This window comes from Acidobacteriota bacterium (assembly GCA_040754075.1).
GTDB lineage: Bacteria > Acidobacteriota > Blastocatellia > UBA7656 > UBA7656 > JBFMDH01.
Genome location: JBFMDH010000008.1, coordinates 128,314 through 146,039 on the forward strand (window position 1 = coordinate 128,314; position 17,726 = coordinate 146,039).

Annotated in this window: 13 protein-coding genes and 1 pseudogene; 7 read left to right on the plus strand and 7 right to left on the minus strand. The window is 47.7% G+C overall.

Going from position 1 to position 17,726, the window contains the following annotated elements; genetic code table 11:
- Positions 1–93 precede the first annotated feature (93 nt).
- The 3 genes and pseudogenes from AB1757_11120 to AB1757_11130 form a co-directional block, all read right to left on the minus strand.
- The gene (locus tag AB1757_11120; protein ID MEW6127577.1) at positions 94–240 is read right to left on the minus strand and encodes a lmo0937 family membrane protein; all 147 of its coding nucleotides are present in this window, start codon (positions 238–240) and stop codon (positions 94–96) included.
- 159 nt (positions 241–399) lie between these two features.
- A pseudogene (locus tag AB1757_11125) lies at positions 400–912 on the minus strand (ferritin-like domain-containing protein).
- A 59-nt stretch (positions 913–971) separates the two neighbouring features.
- Positions 972–1,532: an SRPBCC family protein gene (locus AB1757_11130; GenBank protein ID MEW6127578.1), complete on the minus strand. Its 561-nt coding sequence runs from the start codon at positions 1,530–1,532 to the stop codon at positions 972–974.
- A gap of 551 nt (positions 1,533–2,083) precedes the next feature.
- On the opposite strand from AB1757_11130, the gene AB1757_11135 reads away from it, so the two are divergent.
- The 4 genes from AB1757_11135 (at position 2,084) to AB1757_11150 (ending at position 5,441) form a co-directional block, all read left to right on the plus strand.
- Positions 2,084–2,278 (plus strand): CsbD family protein, encoded by a 195-nt coding sequence (locus AB1757_11135; GenBank protein ID MEW6127579.1) that lies wholly within the window; start codon positions 2,084–2,086, stop codon positions 2,276–2,278.
- 66 nt (positions 2,279–2,344) lie between these two features.
- Positions 2,345–2,983, plus strand: coding sequence for a BON domain-containing protein (locus tag AB1757_11140; protein MEW6127580.1), 639 nt, complete (start codon positions 2,345–2,347; stop codon positions 2,981–2,983).
- Between the two features lie 157 nt (positions 2,984–3,140).
- Positions 3,141–4,349, plus strand: coding sequence for a DHHA1 domain-containing protein (locus AB1757_11145; GenBank protein MEW6127581.1), 1,209 nt, complete (start codon positions 3,141–3,143; stop codon positions 4,347–4,349).
- 105 nt (positions 4,350–4,454) lie between these two features.
- Positions 4,455–5,441: an asparaginase gene (locus AB1757_11150; protein ID MEW6127582.1), complete on the plus strand. Its 987-nt coding sequence runs from the start codon at positions 4,455–4,457 to the stop codon at positions 5,439–5,441.
- A 196-nt stretch (positions 5,442–5,637) separates the two neighbouring features.
- Here the strand turns inward: AB1757_11150 and AB1757_11155 are convergent, their stop codons facing one another.
- Positions 5,638–5,799: a hypothetical protein gene (locus tag AB1757_11155; GenBank protein MEW6127583.1), complete on the minus strand. Its 162-nt coding sequence runs from the start codon at positions 5,797–5,799 to the stop codon at positions 5,638–5,640.
- A 137-nt stretch (positions 5,800–5,936) separates the two neighbouring features.
- On the opposite strand from AB1757_11155, the gene AB1757_11160 reads away from it, so the two are divergent.
- Positions 5,937–7,085, plus strand: a complete 1,149-nt coding sequence (locus AB1757_11160) for an MFS transporter (GenBank protein MEW6127584.1) — start codon at positions 5,937–5,939, stop codon at positions 7,083–7,085.
- A gap of 95 nt (positions 7,086–7,180) precedes the next feature.
- Here the strand turns inward: AB1757_11160 and AB1757_11165 are convergent, their stop codons facing one another.
- Together AB1757_11165 and AB1757_11170 are read right to left on the minus strand one after the other, a co-directional pair.
- Positions 7,181–8,812 carry an amidase gene (locus AB1757_11165; protein MEW6127585.1) on the minus strand — a complete coding sequence of 544 codons (1,632 nt, stop codon included), beginning with the start codon at positions 8,810–8,812 and terminating at the stop codon, positions 7,181–7,183.
- A gap of 372 nt (positions 8,813–9,184) precedes the next feature.
- Positions 9,185–11,446, minus strand: coding sequence for a M1 family aminopeptidase (locus AB1757_11170; protein ID MEW6127586.1), 2,262 nt, complete (start codon positions 11,444–11,446; stop codon positions 9,185–9,187).
- A gap of 464 nt (positions 11,447–11,910) precedes the next feature.
- Between AB1757_11170 and AB1757_11175 the strand changes: the two genes are divergently transcribed.
- Together AB1757_11175 and AB1757_11180 are read left to right on the plus strand one after the other, a co-directional pair.
- Positions 11,911–13,842, plus strand: a complete 1,932-nt coding sequence (locus AB1757_11175) for a hypothetical protein (GenBank protein MEW6127587.1) — start codon at positions 11,911–11,913, stop codon at positions 13,840–13,842.
- 279 nt (positions 13,843–14,121) lie between these two features.
- The gene (locus AB1757_11180) at positions 14,122–16,539 is read left to right on the plus strand and encodes an FG-GAP-like repeat-containing protein (GenBank protein ID MEW6127588.1); all 2,418 of its coding nucleotides are present in this window, start codon (positions 14,122–14,124) and stop codon (positions 16,537–16,539) included.
- Between the two features lie 154 nt (positions 16,540–16,693).
- Here AB1757_11180 and AB1757_11185 read toward each other — a convergent pair whose 3' ends face one another.
- The gene (locus AB1757_11185; GenBank protein ID MEW6127589.1) at positions 16,694–17,722 is read right to left on the minus strand and encodes a BMP family ABC transporter substrate-binding protein; all 1,029 of its coding nucleotides are present in this window, start codon (positions 17,720–17,722) and stop codon (positions 16,694–16,696) included.
- Positions 17,723–17,726: the final 4 nt, after the last annotated feature.

Genomic DNA, 17,726 nt, shown 5'->3' on the forward strand with positions numbered 1-17,726 from the left:
TTCAATAAGGATTTTGAAAAATGAAAAAAGGGCAAAGAATTCACTAGAAGCGAGTGACTTTGCCCCCGGTTAATGATGAATTAACGGATACGCCTAGACCGTCGTTCGACGTCCGGTAAGCAACTGAATGATAAATAATACCAACGCCACAACCAGTAAGAGGTGAATCAACCCACCTACATTACCGATCAGTCCAAGCGCCCATAAAACCAAAAGAATTAAAATTAGTGTCCACAACACTGGTTTTCTCCTCTCTGTTTAAAAAAGTGATGAGCCGATTTTTTAAGCTTTCTTTTGTCGCGCCGTCGCCGCCTTGACCGCTGTGCCTTCTGCATTTGTTGGAATCTCATCTTTGAAGTACAAGCGACGGGCTTTATCACTATCCGGTTCAATAGCGAATAACATATCCGCCAACTCATCAGCGTGCTCTTCTTCAACTGCCAGAATATCTTCCATTAAACGACGCGAGGTCGAATCGTTTTCGCCAAAGAAATTAACCATTTCACGATAGGTCTCAATGGCTATTCGTTCGGCAATCAAATCTTCTCTGAGCATTTCCGAAAGCGTATGACCTTCCCGATATTCGCTGTGTGCATTCTGTGCGATAATCGCCGGATTCATTTCCGGTTTGCCGCCGAGTTGCTTGATGCGCTGGGCAATCCTGTCTGCGTGTTCTTGTTCCTCATTCGCGTGTTCGAGAAATTCTTTAGCCACCGCAGCCGAATGAATGCCGGTGGCGGTGTAATAATGAAAACGATAGCGTAAGATGCAGACAATCTCAGTAGCCAATGCTTCATTCAAAACATTGATTGCCTGTTGCGGGTCAAGCGCATAATCACTGGTCAACGCGCCCTCCTCGATTTTTTTTCTGGCGCGGGCGCGAATTTCTTCGATATTTGATAATAAATTCATCTCTCTCTCCTTCTTGCTGTGACTTCCACTGTCCAATTAACCAAACCATCCTGGAAAAATTAATCTGTATAAACCGGCAGTTCTTGAGTATCTGCCAAACCTTTGCTTTCCAGTTTATCTTTCAAATTGCAGAGCGTTTCTTCGAGAAGTTTTTCAGGATTTTTGCCAAATAGATTGGCAACCCAGGAGCCGAAATTTCCCAATGGCGGTTTAAAATGAATCCAGACATGAACTTCTGTGCCTCTTCCGTCAAGCATGGGTTCAAATTTGACAAATCCTTCATTGGGAACCGCCGACGGCTCCAATGAACACCAACTGATTAATTGATTTTCGACTTCTTCGATAATTTCGGCAGTCCATTTAATTTCTCCCAAGGGGGCTTTCATTACCCATTGGGAATGGCGATTGTCTGTAACTTTCACCGCTTCCAAATTGCTGGCGATGGTTGGCAGGCTGGATAATCTGCGCCAAAATTGATAAACCTCATAGACCGGTCTATAGATATAAATGGTCTTTTCAATATTCATCCCATCAGTTACTTCTTGGGGAATATGGACGGTTTTTAAAGTTGTTATGGTTCCAGAGTCTAGTTGGAAACGGATAATTTTTGCAGTATTCATAACCTTGCCTCACCAATCATTTTCTTCGCTACCCAAGCTATTCAGGCAAAAGATATGCCTTGCTCAAAAAACTCAGGTTAAATGGCTGAAAATTAAGCATAGTCTGCGGTTTGAGCGATTGCAGAACAGGCGTGCTCCCTGCACTTTGAAGGATAGTCATACAATCGTAATGAAATTATTCAAGACAGTTTTTTTGAGGAATTTATTTTCGTACAGAAGCATTCAGGGAGTTCCGTTTAAGAAAGAAAGTTGATTATCTATACACATTTTTTGTTTGTTGGGGGTACAAAATGGATGAAGTAAAAACATCAGGCAGTCAAAGTCTTCCCACGCCCGCGCCTTTAATTCAGTCAATGATTTTTAAATAACGAAAGAATCATCGCTTGTGCCAAATGGCATGGTGATTGCAGTCTTCAACCCTGCTTTGTCTATTGAACAAAGTGCGATTAGGTAAATCTTGAGTTTACCGAATTGTTTAATCCTGGGCGTTCAGAGTCAAAAGTTCCTGCTTGATTCTGACGCCCGAAATTATCAACAGAGGAGAAATAATTATGTGGAATAAAGATGAAATTAAAGGGAAGGGGAAAGAAGTAAAAGGAAAATTTAAGGAAGAAGCCGGTGACCTGATGGATAATCCGAATCTTGAAAGCCGAGGCAGGAAGGAACAGGCGGAAGGACAAATTCAACAAAACTATGGCGAAGCCAAACGCAAAATCAAAGAAACGGTCGATGATTTAACCGATTAATTGAATTTAAGAAGGACGATTGCTTGAAAAATCGGTCGTTCTTTTTGGTTTGGAAAGGAGGGCAAAATGAAGAGTTTTAAATCGCTGGTGATTGTGATTTTTTCTGTAATGATTTTTACCGGATGTGAAAGATATGAATCCAATACCAATTCAACCAACAGCAATGCAAACAGACAAGCCCAAATAAGCGATGCGGATTTAGAAAGAGCAATTGAAGATAAATTCGATGCCGATGCGCAAATTAAAAATACCAATATCGATGTCGATGCCGATGTCGATACCAATTCCGTAACCTTGAGCGGTACGGTTGATTCGCAGGAGTTGCGACTCAAAGCTGTTGAATTGGCGAAAAGTTCGCATGCGGGTTTAATCATCAATGACAAAATCGATGTCAAACCGCGTGAAGTTTCGCGTGAAGGCTATACCGATGATATGGCGAAACGAGATCGCGAAAGAGCCAAATCTTCGGGTGATTCGATTGGCGATAATTTGGAAGACGCCTGGTTATACACCAAGGTCATGGCGAAGTTAATCGGTGACAAAGACACCCCGGGGCGCAAAATTAATGTCGATGTGAAGAATCAAGTCGTCACCTTGCGCGGAACGGTTGATTCAACCGAGCAAAAACAGGAGGCTGAGCGTATTGCAAAAGCTACGGATGGAGTGAAAAGCGTCAATAATCAATTGAAGGTTGGCAAAGCTTAACCTTGGCTTTGAGCGGACTCTTGCCTCGGGCTGGATGAATTGTGTAAGCAATCATCCAGCTTTTTTAGTTTACCCCAATCCTTGCTTTTTAATCCTCAATCGTTCGTGTTAATTTAGGCAGGCAAATTACGCATACAATTTTTTTAAGGCTGTGAGCATGCAACCAACCACACGACTCTATTATTCCGATTCTGCTTTACTTGATTTCCAGGCAACCGTTCTTGAGGTACAAACCGTTAATGGACAGACGAGAATCGTGCTTGACCAGACCGCTTTCTATCCAACAGGAGGCGGTCAACCGTTTGACACCGGCAGGCTCAGCGGTATTGAAATCATTGAAGTCATCGAAGAGAATGACAAGATTTTTCATATTACGAATGCCTCGGAACAACTTTCCGTGGGGCAAATCGTCGAATGCCACATTGATGCAGCCCGGCGGTTGGAGCATCTGCAACAACATAGCGGTCAACACCTTCTTTCACAGGCGTTCATTCAAGCCGTAAATGCCGAAACCCGTTCGTTTCATCTCGGTTCACAAAGTTCAACCATCGACATTGAACTTGCCACACCGAACGATGAGGCGATGCGCGCCGCCGAAGAGATTGCCAATGCCATCGTCTTTGAAAATCGACCGATGCGCGTTCATCTGGTGAATGATGAAGAGGCGACTCAACTCCCGCTTCGCAAAGAGAGTGCGGTGAGCGGCATAATTCGGGTTATTGAGATTGAAGATTTTGATTGGTCGCCTTGCGGGGGAACCCATGCTAAACAGACAGGGCAAATCGGTTTGATCGTCATCAAATCTTTCGAGCGGGTGAAAAGCAATCTGACACGGGTTGAATTTGTTTGCGGGCATCGCGCTTTGGAAGATTACCGACTGGCAAATCAAACGGCGGTAACTACAGCGCGATTGTTCAGCGTCGGAAGAGACGGCGCGCCGCCATTGGTAGAAAAAAACCTTCAGGAAGTTAAAACCCTCAAACGGCGTATCAAAGATTTACTGGAACTGGCGATGACCACCGAAGCCCTACAGTTGATAAATGCCACGCCGGAAACCAACGGATTAAAACTGATTAAATTGCTGTTCGACAATCGCGATGTTGATGAACTTCGCATACTGGTTTCAAAACTCACAACCGAGGATTCGGTAGTTGCGTTGCTGGCGACCAAAGACGACAACGGCGCGCGTTTGATTTTCGCGCGTTCTATGAATCTCTCGCAAAATATGGGGCAACTCTTATCCGCAGTTTGTCAGATGACCGGAGGGCGCGGTGGCGGCAAACCGGAGATGGCGCAAGGCGGCGCGACGGATGTGAGCAAGCTGGCAGCAGCCCTGAACGATGCAGCAGAGCAGGTATTGCGTTAAATGAAGAGTCCATGATCTGAACGGAAATAACTTCGATCATAAGAAGAATGAATCGGACAGTAATTGCGGTAACTTGGTTGACCGAAAGCAAGGGACAATTGACCAATGACGAATGACAAAAAACGCATCGCGATTTATTTTACCGGCGGGACGATTTCGATGAAGATTGATCCAACGCTTGGCGCGGCTGTTCCTGCGCTATCCGGGAAGGAAATTATCGGCAACGTTCCTGAAATCGCGATTGAAGCCGAAGCCGAGATTATTGATTTCGGCAGATATCCGGGTCCGCATTGGACGTTACCTCTGATGTGGGAATTAGCAAAACAGGTGCAATCCACTTTATCACGCCCTGAGGTTGATGGAGTCGTGGTCACGCATGGTACGGATTCGCTGGAAGAGACCAGCTTTTTTCTCGATTTAACCATTCATAGCGAAAAACCTGTGGTGTTTGTCGGGGCGATGCGCAACAGTTCGGAAGCCGCCTGGGACGGACCGCCTAATTTGCTATCAGCGGTGCGCGTCGCATTGTCTGACGCAGCGCGTGGCAAAGGGGTGATGGTGGTGATGAATGACACGATTGTTGCCGCAAGCGAAGCCACCAAAACGCACACTGAATCGATTGATGCTTTTCAAGGATTGGATTTTGGTTGTCTTGGAGTTGTCGATAAAGGCGAGGTAATTTTTCGCCGGACGATTTTAAATCGCCAACCCCTGAACGCCGGATTTGTCGTTGAGCCGGTTTTTTTGATTAAGGTTGCAGCAGGCGTTGATTCGACGTTGATTCACGCGGCGATTGATGCGGGAGCCAAAGGATTGGTTATCGAAGCGATGGGGCGAGGCAATGTTCCGCCTGCGTGTGTTGACGGCATTCAGCGCGCGATTGAACAAAATATTCCGGTGGTGTTGACTTCGCGTTGCCCGCGTGGTCGCGTCTATGACAGTTATGGCTATGAAGGAGCGGGCAAACAACTTCGACGAATGGGCGTCATTTTCGCGGATTTCCTGAATGCTCAAAAAGCGCGAATCAAACTGGCGCTGGCTTTGAGTATGACCGGCGAAGTAAATGGGATTCGCAAATTGTTTGAGCAATGACGGATGTGAAAGCGAATTTAGTTTGGGGTTTTGCGCTCTTCCAGTATCGCCTCTAATTCTGCAACCGCTTCAAAATCTTTTGTCAGCCGCGCCGCCTACAATAATAAATTCGACATGGTTGTTTGTAAGAGAATGTAGCAGTTCGCCGAAATTAGTCATTCGTCACCCTTGCCTGTTTGCCTGCGCGTTGCAATTCTTAGGCAAATTCCTGCAAGCGCATCAACTCTTCAACTCTTTGCTGAACGGTAAGTTTTAAATTTTGGCGAATCAACGTTCGATCAATATCTTTTTTATAGGCTTCGATCACCGGGTCAGGTTCTAAAAACATCTGGTCTTTGCTCAAGATTTCTTGACTCATGGTTTTTTCCTCAATATCAAAACAAGGGAAATTTTATTCTCTGTGTGCGGCTACGGTTTTGCAAGAAAAACTAATGCTTGCCTTGTTAGCGAAGAATGAATGATGTTACCTTCTCGGCTTTATTATTTGGAGGGAAGGTGTCGAAAGAACGGGCGTTTCTGGCAATCTACATCAGCATCGCAATCAGTTACCTCGGCGTTGGGCTGGTCGCGCCATTGATTTCAATCGTTCTGGCTGAACATGGCGCCAACAGCGTCATCGTCGGGCTTGTGGGAACGACGATGTTTACGGCATTCACCCTGGCATCGTTTCCCCTCGGACATTGGATAGATCGGCGCGGCGCAAAGTTATTTTTAATCTGGGGACTGGTGGTTTACGGCGTTTCGCTGGCATTTTTCGCCTTTACCAATTCCATCGCGCTGTTCTTTATTCTGCGGTTTATTGAAGGCGTAGGCGCGGCAGCCATTTCGGTTGCCACGGAAACCATGATCGGACAACTCAGCGAACCGCACGAACGCGCCAGACGCATGAGTTATTACGCGCTCTCGGTTGGCGCAGGTTGGGCAGCGGGACCACTGGCAGGCGCTTTATTGTTTACCCTGCAACCGGGACTACCGTTTTTTGCCTGTTGTTTACTGAGTGTTCTGGCGGCTATCGCGGTTGCCATATTTGTTCCGCATTCGGGAACCAGAGGGCATCACCAGGATGCTTCCATCAAACAGTTTTCCTTTGTCTTAATCATTCCGGTTTCGGCAGGCGCGCTTTATGGTTATCTGATGTCATCGCTGGTGACGCTATTCCCGCTTTATCTGAAACGACTCGGCATCAGCGAAACGTTGATGGGAAGCATCATCACGGCAGTCATCATCGGCACCATTCTAAGTCAAGTGCCTATCGGACACGCGGCGGACAAGTTTGGCAAGATTCGTGTGCTGTTTATTTCAAGCGTCATCGTTGCGGTGGTTTTCCTGCTGATGCCACAGAGTTCAAACTGGCAGAGCTTTTTAATCTATGGGGCAGTGCTTGGCGCTGCGGCTGGCAGCTTTTATCCTGTCGGACTATCAATTATCGGGGAATTAGTAAGACACGAAAAGTTAGGCGCAGCCAATGCGCTTTTCTCGTTGATGTTCGGCATCGGCTCTTTGATTGGGCCAACCGTTTCAGGTTACACAATGAATCAATTCGGATACGGCTGGCTGTTTTATCTGCCTGCGAGTTTAACCATACTGTTCTGTTTTATGGTTATCTTCTCAAAATTAAAAATGGCGGATAGCCGCGTGCCCTGAAGCCAACTCTCATTCAAAAAAACAAAACCACGAAGACTCGAAGGGCGCGAAGTTTCACAAAGACGATTGCATGTGGCGCTGCGCTTACCCGACAACTAACGCAGGTCAGCGGTTGGCAGAAATTTCGGCGGCTTGCGCACCTTTGAAATCTGCTCAAAGGCATAGGCGATTTTGATTAACGTCGGTTCCGTATAGGCTCTACCCGCAAATGAAATGCCGACCGGCAAACCGAAAATATAGCCGAGCGGCATCGTGATATGCGGATAACCGGCAACCGCCGGAGGACTGGATAATCCGCCCGAAAAATGATCGCCATTGACTAAATCGGTCGTCCACGGCGGACCACCTGTCGGTGCAATCAAGGCGTCGAGTTTATGTTTCAACATCACCGCATCAATGCCTTCGGTGCGCGACAGGCGCAAGTTTTTCGCAAGGGCTTTTAAATACGCGGGGCTTTTCAAATCGCCTTTGGCTTCCGACCGCATAAAAATCTCCTGTTCAAAATAGGGCATCTCGCGGTCGCGGTGTTTTTGGTTGTAATCAATCAATTCTTTCAGAGATTTTGCCGGAGCTTTTGCGCCAAGTCCGGCAAGGTAAGCATTCAAATCGGCTTTGAATTCATACAACAGCACTTCAAATTCCGAATCGTCGTATTCGCCGACGTGCGGAATATTCGCCGGGTCAACGATGATTGCGCCGGCGCGTTTCATTGCAGCAATCGCTTCGTTCATTAAAATATCGACCGCAGGATTAAAGCCAAACGATTTTCTGACGATGCCAAGCCGCGCGCCTTTGAGTCCATTGGCGTCTAAAAATTTGGTGTAATCGGTTAAAGCTTTTCCGCGACTCTGCAAAGTGGTTTTATCGCGCGGGTCAATGCCGGTCAGCGCCCCCAAAACGATTGCCGCATCGGTGACGGTTCGGCACATCGGGCCTGCGGTGTCCTGTGTATGCGAAATCGGAATGATGCCGGCGCGACTGACGAGACCGACTGTGGGTTTGATGCCAACCAGCGAATTCATATTTGAAGGGCAAACGATTGAGCCATCGGTTTCGGTGCCGATGGCGGCGGCGCAGAGGTTTGCTGCTGCGGCAACCCCCGAACCGGAACTTGAGCCGCAAGGGTTGCGATCCAGCGCATAAGGATTTTTCGTCAGTCCGCCGCGTCCGCTCCAACCACTGGTCGAATGGGTCGAACGAAAATTTGCCCATTCGCTCAAGTTGGTTTTGCCTAAAATAATTGCTCCCGCTTCTCTGAGTTTTTGTGCGACGAAAGCATCTTTTGCCGGAGTGGACTGGTCAAGCGCCAGGGAACCGGCAGAAGTGCGCATGCGGTCGGCGGTGTCGATGTTGTCTTTGATTAACATGGGGATGCCGTGTAATTGGCTACGGGAGCCGGTTTCACGTTGTTCTTTATCCAGAGCGTCGGCAATTGCCAGGGCGTCGGGGTTGAGTTCGATGACGGAATTGACGGCGGGACCATTTTTATCAATCGCTTCGATACGCGATAGGTATGATTCGACCAGTGACCGCGCCGTGTATTTTCCGGTTTTCATCCCCGCTTGCAGTTCCGCGATGGTTATCTCTTCGAGTTCAAAATCTCGAATGATAAAAGGCGGCTCGGCAGCGGCTTTCACCCTGGAGCCAACGAAGACCACGGCGCTCGCCTGAGCGGTGGTTTTGAGAAAACCTCTGCGACTATTTAGCAATTCTTTTTTAGGCTTCATGTAAATCACTTTCTGTCGGGTTGTTGATTGAGTGATGCAGAGGAAGGTTATTTTGAAATCCCCGGCTTGGCAAGTCGTGAAAAGTAAATCTAGAGGTTAGGTTTTTTAGGCGGTTTGCATACTCCGCAGGTTCCGCGCTCTTCATTGCAGTGCTTGCATTTTGAGCAATTCTTACAGGCTGCACATGGCGTTCGACCTACACATTTGGCAAATAAGGGTGTCGCTTCACTGTGAGCATTGAGGTCATGGGGCAGAGCAAAGAGGGCTAGTGAAGTGATGCAAAAAACAAGGAGTAATTTGAGCATCTTTTAATTCCGAATCGCAGGTTAAGGTGTCCGCCTCCTGGTGACGAGCCATGAGGCGGATGAAATTTTAAGCGGTGGATTTCGTTGAGCCGCGCTCGCGTTTATAGGGTTGCGCCAGATATTTTTCGACGGCTTGTTGCGCGTTGTTGTAATTGTTGCCATTGGCGCGGGCGCGTTCATACTCTTTTACGGCGCGTTCACGCCCGTCCGGCCCTTCAGCATCATAGGCATTGCCTTTATAAATATAAGACCAGACTTCGACCCACGACGGTTCAAGGTCGCCATTCAACACCTGTGTAAACGCATCTCTGGCTTTTTCCCAGTTCTGTTGCGCCATATACACCAGACCGAGGTTGTACCAAGCCCACGAAGAACGCGGATTAAGTTTGCGCGCGGCAATGAACTGCTCTTCGGCTTGCGCGTACTCTTCGCGATTGAAATGTTCGATGCCGCGACGCACGACCACAGCGGTTCTCAGGGTATCGGAAATTCGCATATAGCGATTATCCGGGTCAACGACGATTTCCAGCGGCTTGCCTTCGGATTCAATCTCGAAATCCGCCGATTGCCCGCGCAAATCGATGGTGGTTTTCGACGTGCGCCCGCCTTCAGCTTCAAGCGCGACTTCGACCGGACCTCTAAAAGATTCGAGGGTTTGTCTGACTGTGCCGCGCACTTTGAATTTGCCGTCTTTGGTGCGAATGATGGTGTAATCAGAAGTAAATTCCGGTACGCCCGTCGAGTCTACCCAGAGACTGAAAAATCCTCGCATACTCGAACCGGCGACTTTGTCGGTTAAGGCTTCAAAATCATCAATGCCGGTGGTTTGTCCTTTGTAGGTTGCGTAATAGTTTTTAATCAGGTTGAAAAACTTGTCATCGCCGATGGTTGAGCGCAGCATATGAAAGACATAAGCGCCTTTGTAAAACACCACTGAACGATAAGCCGGTGATTGGTCGTTGAGTTGCGAAGGCGCTCTGGCGATAGAGGCTTCCTGTTCAAACGACAGACCGGATTCGAGAATTTCAGCGAGGGTGCTTTGAAATTCGGCGGCGCTTTGTTGTGATTCGCGATAGAGCACAGATGAGTATTCACCCAAGCCATGCCAGAGCCAGGCATCGTCGAAATTTTTCAAACCGACAGCCTGCCCCCACCATTGATAGGCGACTTCGCGCGCCAGCAATTCAACCGGCAAAGCTCTTTCCGAAGTCAAAATACTGTGTGAGAGAAAGCCGATGCCCGCGGTGCTGTAAGTTTCCAGGGTTTCGTCATCGACCTCTGAAAACACATAGCGATTGCCGAACGGGTATTGCCCGAATTTGGCGTTATAAAAACTGATGATTTGGGCAATCTCTTTGCCGTATTCTTCGAGGCGGCTTTCGCTTCCGGGCAAAGCAAAAAGGTCAATCTGTATACCGCCGGAATTGATGGTGCGAGTGATAAATTGACCGGCGGCAAACGAGCCGACCAAGACCGGTTGTTTTTCCACGAAGGTGAAGGTCTGGCGTTTATCTTTGGGATTGGGTGCGCCGAATATCGATTTAGCCGGTTCCGTCAAGGGTTTACTGGTGGTTGTCGATTTTTGCGCAACCGGCGTTGTGGTTGCGGGCGATGCAGATTTTTTTGCAGGGGTGGTCGGCGCTACCTGATTGCTCTTTGGCGGCGCAACCATCATTTGAGGTGGCGTGGTTGCCGCCTGTACTGCGGGTTTATTTTGCTGCATCTGAGTTTGAAATACATAGGTTGAAACAGGTGCCACGGGATTATCGCTATGGCCTGCGACGACCCAGTTTTCGGGAACCGTCAAACTGATTTCCGAAGTGGCGCGGTCGGAGACATAACCGTGAAAGGGAAACCAACGCGCCGCATAAAACAGATATGAGCCTTCGGGTCCGACATAGGCGAGGCGTGTGTCATTGATGGGACCGCCTTCGGGCGTTGCAAGGGGACCTGAATATTCAAAGGTCAAAGTGATTTCCGAACCAGCGGAGTAGAGTTGCCCCAGATTGATTTTGACGTTCAATTCATTGACGCGGTCTTGAATGAATTGCAGTTCGGTTCGTCCATCGGGCGCTTTGACGCTGGTGATGATTAACGAACCATTCATTTCAAAAACTGCCGATTGCGTCTGTTTGAGCGCCTTGAAGGTCACCGTGGTTTGCGCTTTTAAAATATGATTATCCGGCTCTAATTCGGCATAAATTTTATAGTGAGAAATATCGATGGGGTCGCTTGCGGGGTTTTGCGCAGGGGTCAAACTCGTTAGCCCGAAAAGCAAGGCAATCGATAAAAGTAAACCCATCATTCTGTTCTTAAAAATCTTATTCATACTTCGTGAATCCTTTATGTTGAAAACCATTCGTTAGCCCTCTTCCGACGCAGAAATTATAACATCGTGATTTCAAGCCATACCAGTTTGGGAGACTACTCAGCATTCTTTAAGACGAATGATGCCCAAGTCAAAACTTGCGCGCCAATTACCTTGCCAGTCCGCTTGCCAACCGGGAATCAGACTGCACAAATGCGTCATCAGGCTCATTAGGGCTTGCGGCAACCTCTCCATTTGGATTTTCAAAAGCTAAAAATATTTTTTCCAAAGCTTTCGCGCTTTGGCGGGTTTTTGAGGAATATATACTGACAGCACGCGGTACGATACCTTGCGCCGGGGAGACGGGTTTTAAGCAACAGCAATTCCGGTTGGAGAGTTATGAGTCTTATACCAGGCACTATTGCAATCTGAGGCTGTAATTTAAGCGGAAGCGAAATCCCGTACTTCGAGAGGCGAAACAGAGAATGCCGCTCAGTAAATCCGAACTCAAGCAATTGGGTGACACTTTACACGCGCGTTTACTTGAAGCGCGCGATGACGGCGTGGTGTCGGAAATTTCCGAGCATTTTCTTCAACTCCTGGTCAAAAGCCTGAGCCGGCGATTTTATAAACAGATTCACGACCCGCATATCATCGCTTCGGCGGCGATTGATGCGTTAATGAGTTTTTTGAAACAGCCGGAAAAATATGTGCCTGCCAGAAGTAAGAACGGATTGTTCGGTTATCTATTTATGATTGCTGCAAGAGATTTGTTCACCATATTAAATCGGCAAAAAGCTTTTGTGCCGGTCGAGGCAATCGACAGCGAAATCCTGTCGCGCAAACGCCGCAGCGATACGCCTGAGCGTAAGCTTTTAGAGGATGAATTGCTGCGCGAAATTCAATCGCCGCTCAATGAGGTGGATAAAAAAATCGTGGCATTGATGCTCGATGGGGTGCGCGGCACCGAGCATTACGTTGAGATTTTAGGTATTCAGGATAAACCGGCGATGGAACAGGCGGTCATTGTAAAAATGAATAAAGACCGCTTGAAAAAATCGTTGAAGAAGTTGATTAGAAAGCTTGGCTATATCAGCTTGCCCGGCGGTTTGATTCTGGTGGTGCAGCGTTGGGCGAAAGCCGCGACTCAAAAAGCCGTGCCGCATCTGGTTAATCTTTTGGCAATCGCCATTCTGGTTGCGACCAACGCGCTCATTCTGCACAAACATAACCGTGAAGTTCAGGCGGCACACACGACGAACGCTTTCAATCAAGCGCCGCAACAGCGCCCTGCACCAAACGGAATGAAAGGGCGTTGGGTAGAAAAAATATTTTTTGCTTCAAACAGAGCCAAAGAGCAGGGAACCATTCAACGCCACATCTGGATGATTAACCCGGATGGTTCACAACCTGAACAAGTGACCTTTGGTGATGTGGCGGATGAGAGTGTCAAAGTTTCACCTGATGGAACCCGTATCGCATTTACGCGACGGGAAAGGCCAAGGGCGATTGATGAAGGCAATGCCAGTTCAAGCATTTTCATTAAAGATTTACTTACCGGAGAGGAAATTCCTGTTACTGATAAGTTCGATTATCCAAATTCCGAGCATTATTCTTTCGGCCCCGGTTGGTCACCGGATGGGACGAAAATCGCATTTGCTCGAAAAAGCTCAATAGACCCTGATGGTCGCGGTAAATTCGGCAATCTCTGGATTATGGAAATTTCCCCTGCGATAGGTGAGCCTTATGAACCGCCGCAAGAAAAGGGTTGGGGTAAATATGCGCCATCGTGGTCTGCGGATGGCAAAACGATTTTGTTTATGAAGCACCTGTGGGTTGATGGGCAGCTAACCATTTTTCGGCTTGATTTGACAACCGGACGTGAAGAAGAGGTGATTCCACTGGTTGAAAATGAATATCAGCCGAAGTATTCGCCTGATAGAAATAAAATTCTCTGGATAACCTATCGTCACAGTTCAAATGGAGGAGATATTTATATTGCCGATGTTGCCGACCCGGTCAACACGCAATATCGCGTCACAACTTTTTCAGGGTGGGAAGAGTCGGATTGGTCGCCCGATGGAACCCGTGTTGTATCAGCCAGACATAGTTATCAATTAAACGAAACGTCGTATAAAACGATGCCGCTGGCGCATATTCCCGATGATGTGATTGAAAAGCTGCAACCGCTAAAAGATCAAATCTTCTCGAAAGAAGAGGAGTTTTTAACTGCCGTTAGTGAGTTGCTCGGAGCAAACAGGACAAAAATATACAGCTACCGGATCACTCAACACGGTAACGTCGATGATGAAGATTTATGGATGATGGATATTGACGGCAGTAATCCCGTGCAAATCACCGCAGGCGCTGATTCGGACGAAGCGCCCTGCTGGGCTTATATTTTTCAACCTGAGTAAATTCCTTATCGGGGAATGGCTCGCAATTGAATTATTGAGGAATAGATATAGACACGCCTTCGACTGATGTATGTGCTTGTAAGGTGAGAGCTGGCACTCCACAAGGGGAGCATATTCAATAGTGGTTGAGAGCGTGTCTTCATTATCACTTAATGTTCAGGAAAAAAATAATTCCACAATTGCAACTGAGATAGCGACCAATTCACAGTTGCCAAACAGTAGAAACCGTCTCAGATAAGGCTTACAAGCCTACACTCAAATGAACCAAAAGGAGGGATTATGGATATACGTGTGTTCAGTAAAAGCCTGTTAATGGTTTTAGTATTTTCTTTCACTGTCGTGTTGATTTGTGGCGTAATCAAACCAAGCAGCGCCTCAGCTTCCTTAACATTTACAGAAATTGGGGCAAGTGCAGGGATAACCGAACCAACTGATGCTAACGGGTCAAGCGTGGCAGATTTTGATAGCGATGGATTAGAAGACCTGATTTTGGTTGGGTATTTACCATCCGTCACCGGGAATACGTTAAAACTGTTTCATAACAACGGCGACGGCACCTTCAACGATGTAACGGATTTGTGGGTTGATCTATCGAGTGTGCAAGCGCAGGATGTTCGATTCAGCACTTGGGGCGATTTCGATAACGATGGCGATTTAGATGCGGTTTTGGGAACCAGTAACCCAGCTAAACTGATCTTCTATCGCAATAATCAGGTTGGCTCAGGAAGCCCAATCCTTTCGGTGATGCAAACAATTTCCGAGCCTATAAACTTATTCTATCTAGCGTCCTGGGCAGATTATGATAACGACGGCGATTTAGATTTGCTGGCTAATCGTTTTCCTGGCACTTTATTGCTTCTCAAAAACCATCTCAAGGAAACCGGTACCCCATTGTTTACAGATGTGTCTATCGTTGCAGGAATTGACCAGAATGCCATCACCGCTTCCAGTTTGCACTGGAGCGATGTTGATAACGACGGTGATGTAGACCTCTATGTGATCAATGACAAGAACTATACTTCTTATCATAACTTTTATCGAAATCTTCTCATCCCGACGGGCAATGCCGTTTTGCAGGATGAAACCGTGGCTGTAGGTTTGCCAAGATCGCTCTATCAAGCTACTCACGCGCAGTTTGCCGATTATGATGATGACGGTGACATGGATATTTATTTCAATCTGGGATTCTTTACAGCAAATCTGCTTTACAAAAATAACTTTGTTGAAACTGGTGTGTTGAGTTTCACCGAACAACCCAACGCTTTAGGCGCGACCAGCCCGATTGATGGGGGATATGAAATAGTTTGGAGTGATTATGACAACGATGGCGATATTGATCTACTCAATGGTGGTGGCAGTAATGACCCATCATTTTTGTACCAGAATCTATTGGTTGAAAATACTGTTCCTGGCTTTGCTGATATTACTACAACAGCGGGATTGTCGGGACAGAGTCACCGAAATTCAATGTTTGCCTTCGATCTGGAAAATGATGGCGACCGCGATATTTTCATGGGGTACAACGGCATTGGTGCTAATCGGCTCTATCGTAACAACCTCACAGACAGCCATTGGCTATCTCTGAACCTGGTAGGGACGACAAGCAATCACGATGGCATAGGCGCGCGAATTATGTTGCGAACCGGAACCCACAGACAATATCGCCAACATAACATTCCAGGGTCGTGGACAACGGGAATTCAGAGTCATCGCCTGCATTTCGGACTCGACAGCGCCAATATCATTGATGAAATTGAGATTCGCTGGACTTCGGGATGTACACAAACACTTACCAATGTTGCAGCCAATCAAATTTTGACTGTCGTCGAAAACTGCAATGACACCCAGCCCCCTTCAATCGTCTGTCCAGCAAACCTTGTCACCACTGCGGCTTCAGGGGAAAGTTCGTTGGCCGTAACCTACCCGCCGCCTACAGCCAATGATAACGCCGGTATACCGACAGTGGTTTGTTCACCATCTTCCGGTTCAACATTTCCGTTAGGCATTACCACCGTCACTTGCACAGCAACCGATGGGGCAAATAATCAAACGAGTTGTACCTTCAAAATTGTAATCTCCGGCACGCTCCTCGCCGTTGCCGACAACTTCCTCAGAGATGGCGCGGACAATACCAATGAAGGCGCGAATGAACGATTGCGGATTCAAAGTTCCGGGCATAATCGTGTGATTGTCAGGTTCAATCTATCAGGCATTTCAACCGATGGATTGCAATCTGCAAACCTCATCCTGAACATCGCTGAAAACTCCGATAATTGGGGAACCACCGGACGTTTGGTGGATGCGCATCGGTTGCTTGCCGATTGGACGGAGGGCAACGGGCGCAATGATGTGATGGTCGGTGGCGGTCAAGGTTTTCGCGGCACCGGCGAAGGCGCAACTTGGAAATGCGCCAAGGATAGCAACATCAACAATCAAAATGATGACTGCGTTTCGCCTTGGAACGGCGGCAGTTTTGCTTCGGCGACGGCTTCAAGCATTCTGCATATCAATAACCAAATGGGCGATGTGAGTTGGAATGTCCTGGCTGATATGCAAGCCGGAGCCGATTATGGATGGTTGATTAAAAAGCAAGCTGAAGGGCAAAACGGACAAGTGCGCTACTATTCGCGCGAAGGGGCGACACTTGCGGGCAACGCCAATCTCGCTCCTCGACTGGTTTTAATTTATCAACCCTGATGCTTGCTCGGAAAAAATGCGCAACCCAGAATATGCTGTAATAGAAAATGTAGGAAAATCTCTGATTTGCCAATAAAGAGATGCCAACAAGCCAAAGGGCAAAGCCGCGTCATAAGTTGCTTCGCCCTTTGGCTTGTTGTTTGACGGGTTGATGCTACTTCGCCATCGCATCGGTGACTTTGATTTTACCGGCGACGATGTCGCGTTTGGCTTGTTCGACTTCTTCGAGAACGGTTTTGGGAATCAACGGTTCATTATATTGGTCGAGCGCGTAGCCGACGCCTTCGTTATCTAAGCCGTAGATGTGCAGCCCGCCGGTGAATTTGCCGTTCACCAAATCTTTCACAATCAAATACACCGCGTTGTCGAGGCGTTTCATCATACTGGTTAAAATGAATCCCGGCTTGACCCAGTTCTGGTTGGCATCCACGCCGATGGCGAAATATTTCGCTTCGCCGCCAGTTTGTTTGCTGCGGTCTTCTGCCGCATCGAATACGCCAAGACCGGAATTGCCCGCCGCTTGAAACACAATATCCGCGCCGCGTTCAAATTGCGCGGTCGCCAGTTCCTTACCTTTGCCGGGATTGTTCCAGGCGCCATCATTGATGCCGACATAGTTTTCATAGACTTCGACTTTCGGATTGGCGTATTTCGCGCCCTCTTTGTAGCCTTCGGCAAAACGATGAATCAGCGGAATATCCATGCCGCCCACGAATCCGAGTTTGTTGGTTTTGGTAACTTTCCCGGCAATGACACCAACCAGAAAAGAGCCTTCGTGTTCTTTAAAAATCAACGAAGCGACATTCGGCGTATCAATCACCCCATCGATAATCGCGAACTTTAAATTGGGATAGTCTCTGGCGACATTCTCCATGATAGGGGCTTGCGCAAAGCCTACGCCGATAATCAAATCGTAACCGCGTTCGGCAAAAGCGCGCATCGACGGTTCAATCGAAGTCGGCTCTCCGGGTTCGACATCGCGCAAGAAGACATTATCAGGCATCTCTTCTTTGGCGCGTTTGACGCCTTCCCAGGCGGCGGCATTGAACGATTTGTCATCTTTGCCGCCGATGTCGAAGACGATGCCGACGCGCAACTTGCCGCCCGCTTCATCGCGTGTGCCTTTGCATGCCGGAAGCAACAGACTCAAACCTAAAAAAATCGCAACGGTTATTTTTTTCATCGTG